This window comes from Patescibacteria group bacterium (genome assembly GCA_028717685.1).
Classification (GTDB): Bacteria; Patescibacteriota; JAQUNI01; order JAQUNI01; family JAQUNI01; genus JAQUNI01.
Genome location: JAQUNI010000004.1, coordinates 21,230 through 38,684, shown reverse-complemented (window position 1 = coordinate 38,684; position 17,455 = coordinate 21,230). Strand labels below are relative to the sequence as shown.

Sequence of the window (17,455 nt, the reverse complement as noted above, 5' to 3'; positions counted from 1 at the left end):
GTCCCGGCTGGAAGGCAAGGGCATATAAAGCTCACTATGTTATTTATTATCCGTAATCACTGTAATGGCTGAAAACTAAAATTTCAAAAGAAAGGAGACCGCCGCATGAAAGCAACAGATTGCAACCCGAAAGATATGATAAACGAGCTGGCGAAATACGCCGAAGAAAACGGAGCAACCGCAGTCAAGACTCTAAAAACGATTGCCGCGGAAAATGAAGGCTCAATCCGAGTCATAACCATAAAAAAGATTGTTGTCGCGCCTTGGGTGAGCCAAAAATGCCAATTTGGATGTCCTGAATTCGGCAAACACTTTAACTGTCCCCCCTTTACCCCTACGCACGCGGAAACGAATTTAATCCTCCCTTGCTATCAGAACGTTGTATTGTTTGAATTTGCAAACCTATCAAGCAGAGAAGGGCAAGAGCAAGCGCGGCAAGTGATGCTTGAATTAGAAAAAAGGGCTTTTTTGGCTGGTAATTACAAGGCATTTTCTTACGCGGGAGGACCCTGCAGGCTTTGTGAGAAATGCGTAGCCGCGGAAATAGAACACGCCACAATAGCTGATACCAGATTATGCCGCCACCCGGAAAAGCTTAGACCTTCAATGGAAAGTTGCGGGATTGATGTCTACGCGACAGTCCGCGCCGCTGATCTTGAAATTGAAGTTATTAAAAGCAGAGATCAACATTTTAAAAGTTTCGCTCTTTTAATGTTTTAAACGAATTTTGCCTTAAGGTATTTTTAAAACAACTATTGCGAAGAGGTGATTTTAATGTGTAATATTGATAGTTCTGTTATTGAAGCATTCAGAAAGAAACTTCAGGACGTTCAGTGGACAAATGATGCTGCGAAAATTGAGTTCTACAACTTAGCCAAAGGGGTAACAAAAGAGATGGAGGAAGCCCTTTTTAAACTTTTAAGTCATTATCGTCCATCCTTGGCTCAAAAAATTAAGGATGAACTCAAAGAGGTTTGAACACAAAAAAAGGAGACAGAATATGAAAAATGATAGTGAAATCTTAGTTATCTTGGATGTGGAAGGTCCTCAAACTTTAGGCGACATTGCGTTTGAAACTACAATAAAGCTGGCAAAACTCTGCGGTCTAGGCGAAGAAATCGGCAGAGAATTCTACAAGCGAATCAGCAATATTGATGACATCTGGGGCGTTTTTCATAAAATCCCTTGTGATCCATCATACTCTCCCGGACACACTCTGAAAGTAATGCTGCCATTCTTTGTAGCGATGGCGGCAACAGAGAAAGAACTGTGTCAGATTGCGCGGGAAAATTTAAGGGTCGTGCCAGACATCAAAGAAGTTCTCGCGGCTCTTCAGAGGCACTATGAAGTTTGGATGATTTCTACAAGTTATGACTGGTTTATCCAGGCATACTGCGATTATGTAGACTTCCCATTTGATCATACGTATTGCACTCGGGTAGAAAATTACGAACAAACCCTGATTACAAAAGAACAACACGCATTACTCCTGCGCTTTATGGAACATACTGCCACGCTGGCGCCAATAATTGAATATGATCATAAGACCGGCGAAATCGCGCCCGATCACCAAAAGTGCTACGATACGATTACGAAGTTCGTCTGGGAAACAATCTATAATATGCCGCTAGGCAATCTATTGCGAACCGTGCGTCCGATAGGTCAAGCCCAAAAAATAGAAGCAGCAAAAGAGATTAGGCAACAAAAGAAATTTCTGAAGGCAAAAGTAATGTATGTCGGGGACAGCATCACTGACGAAGGAGTGATGCGGTGGTTAAAGAAAGTAGGTCTTACAATGGCGTTTAATGGCAAAGGGCGGGTGTGCGATCTTTCTGACCTGATGTTCATTGGAAAATCCGCCACTGCTATTCTGCAAGTAGCCAGGAATTTTGCGGAACACGGAAGGGACATCACTTTAAACTGTCATTATAACACCCCGCAAAATATCTTCGGCGGAGTAATCACCGCCGTCACCAAAGAAAACATAAAAGAGCTAAAGACGCGAAGCGAGAAGATGCGGAAAGAGTTTAGAGGAGAGCATATTGGCGCGTTAACCTAAATTTATTTCTTAATTCCAAGCGGTAAAAACGGCACAGCACCATTACCGCTTTTTTTGTTTGTTTGCTTTAAGATGCCTTTTTAGTTAAAATAAAGAAGAAGCTATCACTTATTATCCTTAATCATATGCGCGAAAATTTTGAAGAAGATATAAGCCTATATAACGAATCCGCCAAGGAAAAACTCAAAGAAATGCCCGCTTTATTGCTTGATGAACCATTTTTCCAACGCCCTCCCGAAAAAGAAATTGATGAAATTAAAGATATTTCAAAAACAATCTATCATCTTCAAGTGGAAAAACAAAGAATTATGAAAAGATTGCATCGTGAACTTGCCGCTCTGGATGAGGCACCCGAAGAAAAAAATCCCGAAATAAAAAAAAGAAGGGGTCGTTTTGTGGTTCAAAAGGATGAAAAACTTTTTTGGCAGCGCAATGAGGGAAAAGAAATGGAAATAACTTTAGGCGAAATTCTCACCGATGATTCTTGGGATATTATCTACGCCCTGGATCCCAAAACGGTTCCGCGCAATATTCGCAAAAGATATCTAATTGAACAGGCGGAAAATGAACTCCGCGCTCTATATGATTACCAAATTATTATTGCGGAAGGAGTAAACCCCAAACTGGACTCATTCAAGCAAGACACCTACAAAAGAATTTTCAAAGACAATCAGAATAGGGAAGGACATCCTGGATTAATCGCGGAAAAAATGGTTGAAAATTTTCTTAAAAAAATCTCTCTGGATTATGATGTCTCATTTAAAATAATTCCGGCGGACGTGGCGCAGGACGTAAACGAAAAAATAGATTTCATTATTCACCGCCGCCAGCATTATCGCGGTGTTGGTATTCGGGCGGAAAAAGAAAAAAAAGATATTGGCATTCAATTTACCACCATCAAAGATCCCCTTAAAATTTATGATAAAGAAAAACAAGTCGCGAAGGCTAAGAAACGCCTGCAGGATCAGGGCAAGGAAAATATGATTGAAGATATTGTTTTAGTCAGTATCCCTATTAATAAATTTATGAACGGATATAATATCTGGAAAAGTGCCAAAAATCCCGGCGGTCCTGATAAGCTTTGGCCCCCTGAAACAAAAAAGGAAATTTTTTCTAAAATTTTAAGCGGCATGTTAACATCCGATGAAATTGAAGCAGAATGGCAAAAAGTGCGGGAAACTTAATTACACTCCCCCTGCTCGCCTCGCTGACGCTCTGGCGTAGCGGACCCGCTACGCCGGAAGTAAAACGAAGGAGGAAGGGGGAGACAAGAGGGGGTGGGAGCGGCTCTCCCCCTGCCCGAGGGGGAGATGGAGGGGGTGGGAGCTGTTGGCTCCATAGTCCCGAACTCAAAATGAGGGCTGTGGAGCCGCAATGCAAAACGTTATTAAAGTCTGATCATACTTTCACGGCTTGCATCCTGGCTCCATAGGGCTAACGCCACTATGGAGCCAACAAACAATATATCTTATGTTAGAAATATGAAACCAGCCCAAATTAAAAAACTAACCGCCTTTTTCTTTGAAATTGGCAGTTTAAGAAAGGTCTTAAGGGCGCATCAGCAAATGCTCCTGACTTATGATTTAACCGACAATATCGCCTCCCACTCCTTTCGTGTCACGCTTTTAAGTTATTTTCTCGCTCGCGAATTAAAAGCCGATACGGACAAGATAATCAAAATGTGTCTCCTTCACGATTTGGAAGAGTCGCGTTCAATGGATCACCATTGGGTCAGCAAAAGATATGTCAAAATCTTTGAGAATGAAATTAGGGAGGAACAACTAAAAGACCTGCCGCACAGTAAAGAGTTAATCAAAATCTCCAACGAATATCAGGAAAGAAAAACCTTAGAAGCTAAAATTGCTAAAGACGCGGATCTGTTAGACCAGATTTTTCTTTTAAGAGAATACGCTTGGCAGGGAAATAAAGAAGCCCAATCTTGGCTAAAAGAAAGTCACCAAGGCAAAAATATGGTCAGCCAACAAGAAAAACTAATGAATACAAAACTTGCCAAACAAATTGCCAAGGAAGCGAAAAGGGAGCGCCCGAGCAGTTGGTGGCAAAATCTCTGGACATCGAAAAGAAGAGAATGAAATTCTTTAAAAAAGGTAAAAAATAAAACCATGAAACAACTCAAAAAATACGGGAACGCGCCTTTCAATATAGCAATCATTCACGGCGGTCCCGGCGCCCCCGGAGAAATGGCGCCTGTAGCAAGAGAGCTTTCTAAAAACCATGGCGTGTTGGAGCCGTTTCAAACGAAAAACTCCATTGATGGTCAGGTAAAAGAATTAGGGGAAATATTGGAACAAAACAAAACTTCGCCAATCAAATTAGTCGGTTGGTCTTGGGGCGCTTGGCTTAGCTATATATTTACTGCTAAATATCCTGAATGGGTAGAAAAACTTATACTGGTGAGCAGCGGGCCATTTGAAGAAAATTACGCGAAGCAAGTTGCAGAAACTCGCTTAAGGCGATTAAATAAGAAGGCAAAAGCGCAATTGCGAATTTTAGAAAATTCCCTTAATGATCCGGGCATAAAAAACAAAGATGCTATTTTTGCTCAATTTGGAAAATTATTTAACAAGACCGACTCATATAATCCCATTAATAACAAGTCTGAAATTATTAAAGTTCAATTTGATATTTATCAAAATGTCTGGGAAGAAGCGGCAAAATTCAGAAAAAATGGAAAGCTTTTAGAATTAGGAAGGCAAATTAAGTGTCAAGTGGTGGCAATTCACGGCGATTATGATCCGCATCCGTATCAAGGAGTAAAAGAACCATTATCACGAACTTTAAAAAATTTTAAATTTATCCTGCTAAAAAAATGCGGACATCACCCTTGGCTAGAAAAAAATGCAAAAGAAAAATTTTATAAAATCCTCAAGGAAGAACTAAAAGATAAATAGTTATATTCACCTCGTCATTTGTTGGCTCCATAGTCCCCGAGCGAAATGAGAGGCTTATGGAGCCAGAATAGGAAACCTATGCCTTACATTAATTCCACAAAATTTGGCGAAATAGTAATTGATGGCAAAAAATACTATCAGGTTTTGATTATTGGGAATGAAGTAGAAGAGCGACAAGTGGACCAGCTTGAAACATTATTTGGCACAACCCACGAAATTGGCGATTGGGAAAGAAAAAGGCTTCTCAAGGGCAATCCTGAAATAATTTTAATTGGCACAGGGCAAAGCGGGGTAATGAAAGTGAAAAAAGAATTAGTGGATTACTTTAGGCAACATCAAATTGAGGTAATTTCCGCCACCACATCTGAAATTATCCAAATTTACGAACAAAAAACAAAAGAAGGCAGGAAGGTAAATGCTTTAATTCATACGACCTGTTAAATATTCTAACTTACTTGAATTATAAAAATCCCTTTTCATCTATTAGTGAGGAGGGCTTTTTTAGTCAGATCCCTCGCTAATAGACAATGCATTTCGTAATTCAAGGTGAAATAAAAAAGCTTTCTGTAAATTTCGCAGAAAGCTAAATAAATTTAAATCTCTAATGGCTTTAAAGGACATATTTCTTTCGCAAGACGTGCGTAAGCGTCAAAATCCCAGCTGGGCATCATTGCTGTAATGAGCGCGCCGCGCGCCGCGCTTTGGCTCGCGAACGGCTCTTCCAAAGCGCTAACAAAGATCTTAAATGACCCAAAAAATTCAAGGAAGTGCCTTATTGTTATTTGTATCAGTGGCGACTGTTTCAAGCCGCCAGTCAGTATCACTCGTTCAATCTTGGGCGCTTGGGGATCATTAACTTCCTTGAGCATACCCCCTACCATTTCTACCATCCTAAAAGCGATCGATTTCTGGATAGTAGCTATCTGTTCGTTAAGCGTCCGATCATTCCAATCATCGGGATATTCATTTGGCTTGATGACTCTTATATGAACATAAGAAACATTTTGCGCCAGATTATTTAATTCTGCATAACTCAACTTGCTTGCTTCCGAGTTGTCGCGTATGAATTTATTATACCAATTCGCGCAATGCTCCAGCATATTAAGCAAAAGGCGATGGTGAAAATACTCAAAGGTGAGAGCATTTCCAGCTAGAGCGGCAAGAGTCCGAGCAATTCTTGTTACTGTCCCGCTGCTGCCAAAGGACATTATAATGGTCACAAAGTCATCTAAACCCGCACCTCTTGCTCCGGCGTCATTATCACCTAAGCCCGCGCGGTAATCCCAGCCGGCAAGGCGCTCTTTAATCGGATCCCAGTCATCGCCTTTGCCAGGATCTTGAATAATTCCTACGGACATACCGCTTTGAATCGGTGCCGGAAACCAAGAGGTCTCAAACCCAAGCCCTCGCAAAACTTTCAGAGCCAGTTTCTTATTCTTGTCCAATATAGCGTTGCTCATCCCATCGGAAGTGCCGATACGCGCATTTCCCGTCAGCCAATAACCAATGGCGTCGCCCGTGGTCATTACTTGCCGAATCAACGGCGCTATATCAGGTATACTATTAATAAGCCATTTTAGTTTAACAGCGATAAAACGCTTGTTCGTCGGACCCACTATTTTTTCGTAGCCTCTTTCTCTAAAACTCTGTAACTCTTCTACCCCCGCCTTTGGATCAAGTTCAAATTCCCAACTTAACGCATCAACAATGGGTTCATTATTACAACCCAACAAAACAAGATCATGCTGGCGCACGGAAAAACAAGTAGCCCCTTTCTTAGTGAAGGTGAATCCTTGCGCCTCAATCTTTTCTAAAACTGTGTCCATCATCCAAGGAACTAGATTTAAATTATGCGCCGGTTGACCCAGCAGATCTGTCTTTCCTTCCGTGGGCACGGAAGCAAAAACCTCTCCTCCCTTCTCCGTCCTGCCAACGGCAGTCAAAGCTGTTGTGCTCAAATCCCAACCAATCCACTTAATTTCTTTATTCATTAACTTTTACCTCCCTATTGTTCAAATACCCGACATAAAGAACCAACTAATCAACACAAAATATCAACCGCGCCAATCTAATCAGTATAAAAACCTTAGCGACTTTTGTCAAAGATTATTTACTATTAAAAAAGCTTTCTAAAAAATTAGAAAGCAATCTTGGAAAAAACTATTTAGATTTTCTTGCCCAAGATTCAATCATTTCCACAGCTTCACAGAACTGCGGAAATCCCTTGCCTTCGGATAATCCGAACGCCGCGAGCCCCGCGTGCGTCGCATTATGCGCGAAATAGGGAACAATTACTTCAATCCCCAACTCACCAAGGGCTAACTTGAAGAATTCATTTTCCGCCCAACCGCCGGTAATAGCGACTTTTGTCGGCATATCCAAACCAAGAGCGTAGGCAACATTCTTTAAATCATTCGCGCAGGCTTTAGCAACTGATTTAATGAAACTAAAGATAGCCACACGTAGAGAAATTATTTTTTTATCATCTTCGCTTAAATTTGACTTGAGTCCTGCCGCGCATTTTTTTACCAACCAATCCACCGCTTCTTCAGCTTTATTCGGTAGTCCTTTCAAATCAAGAATACGGCTATCTTCTTCCCAAATTCTCTGTGATACAATATTTTGTACTTCAGAGTATTTCAGACCTGCTCGCCTTAACAATTCCTTATAGATTATGCCATACATACCAGTATTGGTAATTGCTGCCTCGGTCCAGCCCGCGCCTTCAAAAGCAATTCCCGCGTCAAAAGTTGTCTTGCTCGGCTTTGCCAAAAGTCCTTGCATAAACCGCGCCACGCCAACCCAGGATCCGGTCCATAACACCCAAGGCGAAAGAAGGAATCCAATCAACCTGGAGAGGATTGAATCATGATCGCCAGGATAAACACCGGCAAAATTTTGTCCTAATTCCCACGGCGGCCAATGCGCGATTTTTTGGTGAAAATTCGGGAAAAGTCTCTCTAATATGCTGTGGACTAATAAACCTTGAGACTTATACATACTTGGACCACCCATCATTGCCCCGCCATTTGTTAAATAAGATGAGATCAAATCACTCAAAGGCACAATGCTCTCAATATGGTCACTCTCAAAATCCCAGCCCATATCCAACATATATTGAATTTGTGCCCAGGGTTGGAAAGTTTCAACATGCACTCCTGTCGCAAGGTATATTTCACGCGGCGGTATAATATCTTGAATTTCTTTTAGTGATTTCTCTGGTACTGAAGTATAATTCAAGAATTCATACACCATCGGAATTCTTGGATTCCATTCTTCGCTTTCACTACGGCATACTGCCAAATCTGCCCCCGGCACCCCCGAAACAAGACAACCATCTGTACCCTGATAACTTGCAGCTAAATTGCAAAAACTCAAAAGCCAAGGTTTACTCCAATATCTGCCATATGAATCATAATCCCACTTTATGTCCGCTTTTGCCAGTTGTCTTACCCCATCTGGCGCGAACCTGTAAATTGTTCCACCGTCACTCATTCCAAGCACCATTGTTACCGCGCTTTTAAAAACCATTGTAATACCTCCTCACAATAGATTGAGACCACTTATTATCTAAAGAACCTAGCCAAAACGATCATTTTAATGTACTTTAAAAGTAGATAACTGTCAAAATATTTACCTTCTGTCATCCCCGACCCGATTCAGCCTTCGCAGCCAGAAGCCCTGCTTCGGCGAAGTAGGCTCGGGGATCCAGGTTAATAGCACTAATCCTGGATTCCCGCTGGAGTTTATCCCATATTTATTACGGGGCGGGAATGACAATAATAAAATTGTCTTTGTCCATCGGCATTGTTGGCTTGCCCAATGTCGGCAAATCAACTTTATTTCAAACCTTAACTAAAAAAGAAGTAGATCGGGCGAACTACCCTTTCTGCACCATTGATCCCAATGTGGGCGTGGTTGTGGTACCCGATGAACGGGTAGACAAACTCGCCAACCTTACCCATTCCGCCAAAAAAATATATACCACAATTGAATTTGTGGATATTGCCGGCTTAGTCGCTGGCGCGCATAAAGGCGAAGGTTTAGGCAATCAATTTTTAGCCCATATCCGCGAAGTGGACGCCATTATTTATATCCTGCGCGCTTTTAAGAATGAAAACGTCGCAAACACGCAAAATATTATTGACCCTATTAAAGAAAAGGAGATTCTAGATTTAGAGCTAATTTTAAAAGATTTAGACACAGTAAATAAAATTATACAAAGAGCGGACAGGGAAGCGAAAACCGGAAGTAAAGAGGCGGTCAATAAACACATTTTTTTTCAAAAAATAAAAAATCTCCTTGAGCAGGGCAAAATCTTAACCGAACAAAGCTTTGCTCCGGAAGAATTACCTTTCATCCAAGAATATCAGCTCCTGACGCTGAAACCCAGGCTGTATCTTTTGAACGGCGAAGCAAAAGAAGTGTCATTAGAAATATTAAAAAAGTTTAAAGAGAAAAACTGGCCTTATCTTATTATGAATATTAAAAATGAATTTGAAGCAGGGGATTTAAGCGCGGAGGAACGCGCCGCTTTAGGACTGCCCAAGGAATCGGAGATGGATATTTTAATCAAAAAAGCCTACGTGCTTTTAAATCTCATTACCTTTCTGACAACCGGAGAAGATGAGACGCGCGCTTGGACTACTGTGCGAGGCGCTCAAGCCCCTCAAGCGGGCGGCGTAATTCATAGTGACTTTGAAAAAAACTTTATCCGCGCCGAGGTGATTAATTGGCGGGATTTAGTGAGCGCCGGCGGCTTTTCCGAAGCCCGCGCCAAAGGGCTAATCCGAACCGAAGGTAAAGAATATGTTATTCAAGACGGCGATGTGATTGAGATTAAACACGGCGCATAAACTATTTTCCTCCCCTGCTAAGGGGAGGTTTGGGAGGGGTCTATTCTTTTGTTCCTTTCCAGGACCACTGATATAGACCATCTGTAATCTCATTTTATTAACAATTTCGTGCCCCAAACAACTAATAAACAAAAATTAAACTGGCTCTTCTTTGATGTAGGCGGTGTTTTGATAGACAAAACTCGCTATGAGAACTGGCTTATAAAAAATATGCTAACGATTTTGCAACGTTATCACCAAGAAATTACGCCTATTGCACTCCTCGGAGCTAGTATCAAAGCAAGTGGGAAAACAGGTAGTTTAGTCCTAAATACTTTCCAAATAATATTAAAAAACCAAAAGAAAGCCGAGAGAGCTTACGAGGAGCTTAAAGCCAAGCGAGCCGAGGAGAAAATGGAATATTATCAAATTACGCCCATCCGACCCGAAGCCCTCCCTGTGGTGCAAAAATTATCTTCTCGCTTTCGTCTCGGAATCATTGCCAATCAAGCAACGGAAATAAAAGAAAAATTATCAGGAGGAGCACTATTATCCTATTTTCAGTATGTAGGCATCTCGGAAGAATATAATTTATTCAAGCCCGACCCTATTTTTTTTCAAACTGTCTTGCGCGACGCAAAAGCCAAACCCGAAGAATCGGCAATGATTGACGATAATATAGAAAGGAGTTTAGCCACTGCCAAAAAATTAGGAATGACAACTGTATTTTATAACTTGGACCAGCGCGAAGAAATTCCAAAAAATACTATTGATTTTACGATTTATTCTTTAAAAGATTTATTGAAAATTTTTAAGGGATAATTTTATGAAAATTATTTCTTGGGGTGGCTAACCCGAAGCCGAGCGGATATTGTTTGCTTGCAGGAAATTAAAGCCCAAAAAGATCAAATCCCCCCGGATTTGTTTACCCCCGCCGATTACCTCGTCTATGTCAATCCCGCGCGCCGCAAAGGCTATGCCGGTACTCTTGTTTATACCAAACAAAAGCCGAACAAGATAAATACAAAGATGGGATTAAAAAAATTCGATGAGGAGGGGAGAATACTTGAATTGCATTATCCGGGGTTTGTTTTGATTAATCTATATCTCCCCCACGGCGGAAGACAAAAAGAAAATTTGGATTACAAGCTTCAGGTCTATCAATGCCTTTTGCGGCGTCTAAAACGACTAAAGGATAAAAAGGTGGTCTTGATTGGCGATTTTAATATCGCGCATCAAGAAATTGACCTTGCCCGACCTAAAGACAACCAAAATAATACTATGTTCACGAGCCTGGAGCGAAAACAGATAGATAAAATCATCGCTCTAGGTTTTACAGACACTTTCCGTAAACTTCATCGCGAGAAAGGCGGCCATTATACTTGGTGGCCCTATTTTTATAACGCCCGTTCTCGCAACCTAGGCTGGCGGATTGATTACGCCTTCATCTCTAAGCCGCTTGCTCCGCATTTAAAAAAAGCTTTCATCCTTCCTAAAGTAATGGGTTCGGATCATTGCCCAATAGGGATAGAGATATAAGTCCAAAAACAATGCCCAAAATTACAGATTTCTTTATTCAAAAAAAGAAATTTATTTTTGTCTTATTTCTTTTGCTTACTTGGTACTCTCTTTTTTTAATTCGCCCCATTGATTTAACCACGGCAGACTTAGGGCGGCACCTGAAAAATGGCGAGCTTATCCTGCAAGGCAATTTTCAACATCTTTTTGAAAATTATTATTCTTACACTTATCCTGATTTCCCCTTTGTAAACCACCATTGGGGCAGCGCGGTAATCTTTTACCTTGTTTTGCAATTTACGGGTTTTACTGGCCTACATCTTTTCTATGTTGTTGCCAGCTTTATCGTTTTCACGCTCTTTTTCATTCTAACTAAAAAAGAGGCGGGATTAGGACTTGCGAGCATCGTTTCTTTTTTAGTCCTTCCCCTCATTGCGGAGCGCGGCGAAGCGCGGCCGGAAATCTTCACCTATCTTTTCGCAAGTTTGTTTTTTTGGCTGCTTTGGGAATACCGAAATGGTCGGCTTCCCTTTAAATGGCTTTTTCTCCTGCCGATCATCCAAATCCTTTGGGTCAACACCCATATTTATTTTTTCCTAGGACCGGTTTTAATCGCTGTTTTTTTATTAGAAAGGCTTGTTTTTTTCTCCCCCCAAAAAATCAAAAAAATCGGTCTCATCTTAATTTTGGTTTGCCTTGCAAGCCTTATTAACCCATTTTTTGCTAAAGGGGCGATCTATCCGTTCAAAATTTTTCAAAATTATGGCTATGAGATTTTAGAAAATAAATCCGTGATTTTTTTAGAAAAATACGGATTGCAAGATCCTAATCTCCTGCTCTTTGAAATCATCTTCGGCTTGCTTATTTTAAGCTTTGCTCTCTTACTAATCTTTCAGCGACGAAACCCTTCCGAAGCCTACCCTCCTTCGCTCCTTCGGAGCTACGGAAGGGTACCCTCTTCGCCTATATCCACGGGCTTACAGCCGTGGCTTTCGGCGAAGGAGGGTAAATTTTCATTGCCCCTTTTCTGCCTTGCCGCGATTTTTAGTTTTATGGGCTGGTGGGCTTTGCGCAATTTTACGCTTTCTGGGCTTTTTACTTTACCTATCTTGGCGATTAACTTAAAGAATATTCTTGCCTCTCGGATTTCATTTCATTCTTGGTCCTTTAAAATCGCATATGTTCTCACTGCTATTTTTATTTTGATTTTCTTTCTATCCGACCCCAAATGCCAAATAAATTATAATGTCCGTTTAGGACTTTCCCCAGGAAATAGCGCGGCGGCGGAATTTCTGCAAAAGGAAAAAATTAAAGGACCTATTTTTAATAATTACGATATTGGAAGTTATTTAATCTTTCACCTTTATCCGCGGGAACGTATCTTCGTTGATAACCGACCAGAGGCTTATCCCGCTTCTTTCTTCAAAGAAGTCTATATTCCTATGCAGGAAAAAGAAGAAATCTGGCAAGCGCAAGAACAAAAATACAACTTTAACGCGATCGTATTTGCTTATCACGACCTCACTCCTTGGACGCAAAAATTTTTAGTCGAGCGCGTTGAAGATCCTGCTTGGGCGCCAGTCTTTGTTGATGATTACACCCTTATTTTCTTAAAACGCAATGCCCAAAATCAAAAAGTTATTGAACAATTTGTCCTCCCGCGTGAAAGATTTAAAATTGAGAATAATAAAAAATAAGCCTCTTTTAGGCTTGCTCGCCTGCCTTGTCCTGGCTGCGCTTTTTATTTTTGACCACCTCGGCGCAAGGGCTCTCTGGCTGGATGAAGCGGCGGTAGCCAAAATTATCGCGCTGCCTTTTCCTCAAATTTACAGCCGAGCAGTTATGGATGGCCACCCTCTTTTTTACATCTATATAATGAAAATTTGGAGTTTGATCTGGGGAAATAGTGAGACGGCTTTGCGCGGCTTCTCCGCCTGTATGGCTTTGGTTTTAATCGGGTTCATTTTTAAAGTCGCCAAGGAAATTTTTCAAAGTCCAAAAGCAGGCCTGCTGGCCAGTATCCTCGCTAGCACCAGCTATTTCCTGCTCTGGTTTGGCGCCCAAACTCGACCCTACACTCTCGCTGCTTTTTTAGGCCTTGCCTCTTTTTACTTTTTTTGGAAAATCACGCGCGAAAGTGAAGCTCCACGAGCTCATAGGGCGGCGAGCAGGGATAAAATTTCCGCTTACATTTTTTATCTTCTTTCCACGCTTGCCGGCATCTATACCCATCCTTGGATTTTTTTAATTCTGGCTAGTCAAATTTTAAGCCTTTTTATTTTTCGTCTCAAAAAATATCCTTTGCCTTTTAAAAAAATCTTGGGAACAATATGCCTGATCCTGTTATTAATTGTGCCGAATATTCTAATCATCATCCATCAAAGCCAAATGGGAGTAAATGCCTGGATAAGTAAAGTAAAAATTGAAATTTTAGGGCAAAGTTTTAAATATTTCACCTTCGGTGTTTTTTGGCCTTACCTTATTTTTGCGATTATTGCAGGTTTTTATATATTTTTTCTGCGGGAACTCCAAATATCCTGCCCGAAGTTAGACGAGAAGCATCTTACTCGCGACCATCAGCTAAAAACCGTAGTATGGACCAGTCTCGTCCTATATTTTATTTTTCCCTTAATCGCGGCCTTCGCTGTTTCAAAGTTTAAACCTATTTATGTGGCGGGACGCTATGAAATAATTGTCTTGCCTGCCTTTCTTTTACTCTTAGCTTATTTCTTTGCCCAAATCAGAAGCCGTTTCCTGCTTGCGATTTTAACCATTACTCTTGTAATCTTTGCTGCCAAAAAAGTGGTAGCAGAACAAGATCTTATTCGCCAATATCAAAGCACGGACAAAACCATAAGCCTCTCTTTACTCAACCGCTTACGTGATCAGGATATGGTTATTGCCACAGACCTGTCCGGTGCCACTTTTGATTATTATTTCAGCCGCGAGAATCAAGGCAAAAAAAAATTCAGTTTGTTTTACTATCCCGCGGAGATGGGCATTCATACTGGTTGGAAAAATCTGAAGGATATGCTCAAGAAAGAAAACAAATATGCGCAAGAGGCGGAAGATTTAGTCCAGCAGCTAAAAACGCAAAGTGTGTCCGGTCGCAAGATTTGGGTACTCTATAAAACAGATAATCCCCTGAATGAAATCTTGCGCCAAAAATTACAAGCTAACTTTCGTCTAATGGAAATTGAGGAGCCTGCGCCGCCGCGCGCGCCTTCTTGGCTGGATGTGATTTTGATTTTTGAGGCTAAATAAAAAAATTTATGGACGCTACCCAAGGCTCATAAGCAACGCCTTCTCGCGAAAGACAGATAAATTTCATATGAAACTCTCTATTATCATTCCTGTTTTTAATGAAGAAAATACGATTGCTAAAATTTTAGAAAAGGTCCAGCAAGCATCTTCTTTAAATTATGAAAAAGAAATTATTATTATTGATGATGGCTCTTCTGACCGCACATTAACAATATTAAAAACACTCAAAAATCAATTGCCTTTGCGCTTAATCCATCATTCCAAGAATCTAGGCAAAGGAAGGGCAATCAGAACCGCGTTGAATAAAGCGGAGGGCAGTCTCATTCTTATTCAAGATGCGGATTTAGAATATGACCCTGAAGATTATAAAGTGCTATTGCGATCTCGGAATAAAGACACGCCTGTAGTTTATGGCTCTCGCAATTTAAAACCAAAACAAGAAGGCTATCTGTGCTGCTCTTTAGGAGTGCAAATTCTAACTGGCATTACCAATCTTCTTTTTCGCGCAAAGTTAACGGATATCTACACGTGTTATAAGCTGCTGCCCCTTACTTTAGCGCGCTCCCTAAATCTGCGAACAAATGGTTTTGAGATAGAAGCGGAAATCACGGCAAAAATATTAAAAAGGGGAATCAAAATTAAAGAGATACCTATTCATTACTATCCGCGCACCTTTGCCCAAGGCAAAAAAATTCGTTTCCAGGATGGTCTAAAGGGTTTATGGACGATTCTAAAATGTCGGCTTTAAAGGTTGACCTTTAGATAAAAGAAAGATAATCTATAATTACTTTCGATTTCTAGTGTTAATTAACAACCCTATGCCTAAATTTCTCTTAATCTCTGGCAGTCCGCGGTACGGCAATACAGAATTTATTTTGAAAAAAATTTTTCAAGGTCTTAAAACTAAAAGCAAAAGATTGATTTTATTAAGGATTCAAAAAATCACCCATTGCAAAGGTTGTCTCGCCTGCGACAAGAGCAATCAATGCGCGCTTCACGATGATATGGATACACTTTATAAACTAATGACTTGGGCAGATATTTATGTGATTGGGACGCCGAATTATTTTGACAATGTCCCTGGACTCTTAAAAAATTTTATAGACCGCACTAATCCTTTTTATGAAACTGACGTGCTGGCAGGAAAAAGAATATTCTCTATTGTTGTGGGCGGCGGTAAGATTAAAAATTCACAAAGAGTAGCAGGGGAAGCTCTGCAATATTTCGCCTCCGCGCATAAAATAAAAACGGAAAAAGCATACTATTTCCAAGCCTTAAAAAATAATGAAGTTAAAAATAGCGCGGAAGCAAATAAAAAGATAGGGAAAATTATTCAAAAATTAAATGGCTTAAATTGATTCTGCTCCGAAAGTGTCTCTAAACTTTTCTCAAATCAAAGAAGTAATCATATGAAAACCTCAAAACAAATCGTGAAAATAACCGGTGTGATTGGGATTATTGAAAATGAAAGAGGGGAGATTTTAATTAGCCAACGGTTTAATCCCGAAGTGCCCAAAGCCCATCTAAAGTGGGATGTGCCCGGCGGCAAGATAGAAACAGGCGAAACATCAAGGCAGGCGCTTTTGCGGGAAATCGCGGAGGAGACAGGGCTTAATGTGAAAATTTTAAAAAAGTTAAAAAAACCCATCTCTGCCATTTGGGAACATCAGGATTATATTTTGCACATTACGCTTCACGCCTACCACTGCCATTTCGTAAATGGCAAACTACACCTTAATGATCCTAAAATCCATGACTTGAAATGGATTAAAAAATCCGAAATTGCCAATTTTGATTTTCTACCTACCACGAAATCATTCCTTAGTCTTATTAAACCTTAAGTTATGAAATGTATCGCCTATTAACGAAGGAGGCATCTAATGCCGACCGAAACAATCTCATAAATCTGTATAATATAGCTCGATGAGATTGCGAAGCCTGTCCCGAGCGGAAGCGAGGGATCTGGCTAAAGGCTCTCCTCGCAATGACAATATGAAAATTAAAAACATCTTGATTACCGGCGATGACGGGTATAATTCCATCGGTACGAAACTTCTGGTTCATTTTCTAAAAGACCAATATAAACTCACGATAGCAGGCACCAAAAAACAGCAAAGCGGCGTAGGAGGCAAGCTAACCTTTGATCAAAAAGTGCGATGGGGCGAAACTACGGTCAATGGTATAAAAGCGATTTGGGTTGACGGCACTCCTTGCGACGCGGTGGAATTTGCCTGGAATTATTTTAAAGAAATATTTGATTTAGTGATTTCAGGGATTAATTTAGGAGCCAATGTGACCGGAGCCATAATGTCCTCCGGCACTTATGCCGCCGCCTTCCGCGCCCTAAATTTGCCAATAGCGAAAAAGGGGCTGGCAGTAAGCTGGAACTGTCCGCCCGAACGTTGGTATGAAAATGGCGATCTTAAAATGGATCTTGAATCCTATCTCGAGTACCCAGGACAAAAAGTAAAAAAGATTATTGATTTGGTTTTGAAAAATAATTTCTGGGGCTATGAATTATTGAATATCAATCTGCCGCTCTTAAAAAGTAACGAAGTAAAATTTACCAAACCCTTGCCTTCGGTAACCGATTTTTATTCTTGCTCTGTCAATATTAATCACAAAGAGCATTATTATATCCATCCTTCAGCAGTCACGGTCGCGAGCAAAGAAAAAAGTGTGGAATTTGACGGCAACGCGATTAGAAAAGGATATATCTCCATCACCCCTTGCCAAACAACCTTTTCAGAAGAAGATGTCTGTTTAAAACTCAAAAATTTCACTATTGAATTATAATAACTATAGAAGAAACACTAAAATTCATTAAAAAATATTAACTGTTCTTAAATTACGCAACTCACTTCCCC

Annotated in this window: 19 protein-coding genes; 16 read left to right on the top strand and 3 right to left on the bottom strand. The window is 40.6% G+C overall.

Annotated elements, in window-relative coordinates; genetic code table 11:
• The first annotated feature begins 105 nt into the window (after nucleotides 1-105).
• The 4 genes from PHW01_05030 (at nucleotide 106) to PHW01_05015 (ending at nucleotide 3,243) form a co-directional block, all read left to right on the top strand.
• A complete protein-coding gene (locus PHW01_05030; protein MDD5627342.1) occupies nucleotides 106-720 on the top strand; it encodes a DUF2284 domain-containing protein in 615 nt (204 codons plus the stop codon).
• A 54-nt stretch (nucleotides 721-774) separates the two neighbouring features.
• Entirely contained in the window at nucleotides 775-978 is a 204-nt protein-coding gene (locus PHW01_05025; protein MDD5627341.1) for a hypothetical protein, read from the top strand.
• A gap of 22 nt (nucleotides 979-1,000) precedes the next feature.
• A complete protein-coding gene (locus PHW01_05020) occupies nucleotides 1,001-2,059 on the top strand; it encodes a hypothetical protein (protein ID MDD5627340.1) in 1,059 nt (352 codons plus the stop codon).
• 125 nt (nucleotides 2,060-2,184) lie between these two features.
• The gene (locus tag PHW01_05015; GenBank protein MDD5627339.1) at nucleotides 2,185-3,243 is read left to right on the top strand and encodes a hypothetical protein; all 1,059 of its coding nucleotides are present in this window, start codon (nucleotides 2,185-2,187) and stop codon (nucleotides 3,241-3,243) included.
• On the opposite strand, the gene PHW01_05010 is transcribed toward PHW01_05015, so the two are convergent.
• On the bottom strand, nucleotides 3,240-3,398 hold the full coding sequence (locus tag PHW01_05010; GenBank protein ID MDD5627338.1) for a hypothetical protein: 159 nt from the start codon (nucleotides 3,396-3,398) through the stop codon (nucleotides 3,240-3,242). The genes PHW01_05015 and PHW01_05010 overlap by 4 nt on opposite strands.
• 142 nt (nucleotides 3,399-3,540) lie before the next feature.
• Between PHW01_05010 and PHW01_05005 the strand changes: the two genes are divergently transcribed.
• The 3 genes from PHW01_05005 to PHW01_04995 all read left to right on the top strand — a co-directional run bounded on the left by PHW01_05005 (nucleotide 3,541) and on the right by PHW01_04995 (nucleotide 5,412).
• A complete protein-coding gene (locus tag PHW01_05005; protein MDD5627337.1) occupies nucleotides 3,541-4,152 on the top strand; it encodes an HD domain-containing protein in 612 nt (203 codons plus the stop codon).
• Nucleotides 4,153-4,182: 30 nt separating this feature from the next.
• Nucleotides 4,183-4,971 (top strand): alpha/beta hydrolase, encoded by a 789-nt coding sequence (locus PHW01_05000; GenBank protein ID MDD5627336.1) that lies wholly within the window; start codon nucleotides 4,183-4,185, stop codon nucleotides 4,969-4,971.
• Nucleotides 4,972-5,049: 78 nt separating this feature from the next.
• Entirely contained in the window at nucleotides 5,050-5,412 is a 363-nt protein-coding gene (locus PHW01_04995; protein ID MDD5627335.1) for an MTH938/NDUFAF3 family protein, read from the top strand.
• Between the two features lie 152 nt (nucleotides 5,413-5,564).
• On the opposite strand, the gene PHW01_04990 is transcribed toward PHW01_04995, so the two are convergent.
• Together PHW01_04990 and PHW01_04985 are read right to left on the bottom strand one after the other, a co-directional pair.
• Nucleotides 5,565-6,962, bottom strand: a complete 1,398-nt coding sequence (locus PHW01_04990; protein MDD5627334.1) for an FGGY family carbohydrate kinase — start codon at nucleotides 6,960-6,962, stop codon at nucleotides 5,565-5,567.
• 169 nt (nucleotides 6,963-7,131) lie between these two features.
• Nucleotides 7,132-8,502: a hypothetical protein gene (locus PHW01_04985; protein ID MDD5627333.1), complete on the bottom strand. Its 1,371-nt coding sequence runs from the start codon at nucleotides 8,500-8,502 to the stop codon at nucleotides 7,132-7,134.
• Between the two features lie 242 nt (nucleotides 8,503-8,744).
• Here PHW01_04985 and ychF point away from each other — a divergent pair, with 242 nt between their 5' ends.
• The 9 genes from ychF (at nucleotide 8,745) to surE (ending at nucleotide 17,384) form a co-directional block, all read left to right on the top strand.
• The gene (gene ychF, locus PHW01_04980; GenBank protein MDD5627332.1) at nucleotides 8,745-9,827 is read left to right on the top strand and encodes a redox-regulated ATPase YchF; all 1,083 of its coding nucleotides are present in this window, start codon (nucleotides 8,745-8,747) and stop codon (nucleotides 9,825-9,827) included.
• A 108-nt stretch (nucleotides 9,828-9,935) separates the two neighbouring features.
• A complete protein-coding gene (locus PHW01_04975) occupies nucleotides 9,936-10,628 on the top strand; it encodes an HAD family hydrolase (GenBank protein ID MDD5627331.1) in 693 nt (230 codons plus the stop codon).
• Between the two features lie 18 nt (nucleotides 10,629-10,646).
• Complete coding sequence (locus PHW01_04970) at nucleotides 10,647-11,345, top strand: exodeoxyribonuclease III (protein MDD5627330.1); 699 nt, start codon at nucleotides 10,647-10,649, stop codon at nucleotides 11,343-11,345.
• Between the two features lie 11 nt (nucleotides 11,346-11,356).
• Nucleotides 11,357-13,021: a hypothetical protein gene (locus PHW01_04965; protein MDD5627329.1), complete on the top strand. Its 1,665-nt coding sequence runs from the start codon at nucleotides 11,357-11,359 to the stop codon at nucleotides 13,019-13,021.
• Nucleotides 12,945-14,588 carry a glycosyltransferase family 39 protein gene (locus tag PHW01_04960; GenBank protein ID MDD5627328.1) on the top strand — a complete coding sequence of 548 codons (1,644 nt, stop codon included), beginning with the start codon at nucleotides 12,945-12,947 and terminating at the stop codon, nucleotides 14,586-14,588. Before PHW01_04965 ends, PHW01_04960 begins: the two co-directional genes overlap by 77 nt.
• 67 nt (nucleotides 14,589-14,655) lie before the next feature.
• Nucleotides 14,656-15,336, top strand: a complete 681-nt coding sequence (locus tag PHW01_04955) for a glycosyltransferase family 2 protein (GenBank protein MDD5627327.1) — start codon at nucleotides 14,656-14,658, stop codon at nucleotides 15,334-15,336.
• 70 nt (nucleotides 15,337-15,406) lie between these two features.
• On the top strand, nucleotides 15,407-15,946 hold the full coding sequence (locus PHW01_04950; GenBank protein MDD5627326.1) for a flavodoxin family protein: 540 nt from the start codon (nucleotides 15,407-15,409) through the stop codon (nucleotides 15,944-15,946).
• 51 nt (nucleotides 15,947-15,997) lie between these two features.
• Nucleotides 15,998-16,429: an NUDIX domain-containing protein gene (locus tag PHW01_04945; protein MDD5627325.1), complete on the top strand. Its 432-nt coding sequence runs from the start codon at nucleotides 15,998-16,000 to the stop codon at nucleotides 16,427-16,429.
• Between the two features lie 151 nt (nucleotides 16,430-16,580).
• Nucleotides 16,581-17,384: a 5'/3'-nucleotidase SurE gene (gene surE / locus PHW01_04940; protein MDD5627324.1), complete on the top strand. Its 804-nt coding sequence runs from the start codon at nucleotides 16,581-16,583 to the stop codon at nucleotides 17,382-17,384.
• Nucleotides 17,385-17,455: the final 71 nt, after the last annotated feature.

Excerpts from the sequence above, each read along its gene's own strand:
- PHW01_05025 (MDD5627341.1), top strand. The coding sequence starts at position 775 with ATGTGTAATATTGATAGTTCTGTTATTGAAGCATTCAGAAAGAAACTT.
- ychF (MDD5627332.1), top strand. The coding sequence starts at position 8,745 with ATGACAATAATAAAATTGTCTTTGTCCATCGGCATTGTTGGCTTGCCC.
- PHW01_04990 (MDD5627334.1), bottom strand. The coding sequence starts at position 6,962 with ATGAATAAAGAAATTAAGTGGATTGGTTGGGATTTGAGCACAACAGCT.
- PHW01_04985 (MDD5627333.1), bottom strand. The coding sequence starts at position 8,502 with ATGGTTTTTAAAAGCGCGGTAACAATGGTGCTTGGAATGAGTGACGGT.
- PHW01_05010 (MDD5627338.1), bottom strand. The coding sequence starts at position 3,398 with ATGGAGCCAACAGCTCCCACCCCCTCCATCTCCCCCTCGGGCAGGGGG.
- PHW01_04950 (MDD5627326.1), top strand. The coding sequence starts at position 15,407 with ATGCCTAAATTTCTCTTAATCTCTGGCAGTCCGCGGTACGGCAATACA.
- surE (MDD5627324.1), top strand. The coding sequence starts at position 16,581 with ATGAAAATTAAAAACATCTTGATTACCGGCGATGACGGGTATAATTCC.
- PHW01_04955 (MDD5627327.1), top strand. The coding sequence starts at position 14,656 with ATGAAACTCTCTATTATCATTCCTGTTTTTAATGAAGAAAATACGATT.
- PHW01_05015 (MDD5627339.1), top strand. The coding sequence starts at position 2,185 with ATGCGCGAAAATTTTGAAGAAGATATAAGCCTATATAACGAATCCGCC.
- PHW01_05020 (MDD5627340.1), top strand. The coding sequence starts at position 1,001 with ATGAAAAATGATAGTGAAATCTTAGTTATCTTGGATGTGGAAGGTCCT.
- PHW01_04945 (MDD5627325.1), top strand. The coding sequence starts at position 15,998 with ATGAAAACCTCAAAACAAATCGTGAAAATAACCGGTGTGATTGGGATT.
- PHW01_05005 (MDD5627337.1), top strand. The coding sequence starts at position 3,541 with ATGAAACCAGCCCAAATTAAAAAACTAACCGCCTTTTTCTTTGAAATT.
- PHW01_05000 (MDD5627336.1), top strand. The coding sequence starts at position 4,183 with ATGAAACAACTCAAAAAATACGGGAACGCGCCTTTCAATATAGCAATC.
- PHW01_04965 (MDD5627329.1), top strand. The coding sequence starts at position 11,357 with ATGCCCAAAATTACAGATTTCTTTATTCAAAAAAAGAAATTTATTTTT.
- PHW01_05030 (MDD5627342.1), top strand. The coding sequence starts at position 106 with ATGAAAGCAACAGATTGCAACCCGAAAGATATGATAAACGAGCTGGCG.
- PHW01_04995 (MDD5627335.1), top strand. The coding sequence starts at position 5,050 with ATGCCTTACATTAATTCCACAAAATTTGGCGAAATAGTAATTGATGGC.
- PHW01_04960 (MDD5627328.1), top strand. The coding sequence starts at position 12,945 with ATGCCCAAAATCAAAAAGTTATTGAACAATTTGTCCTCCCGCGTGAAA.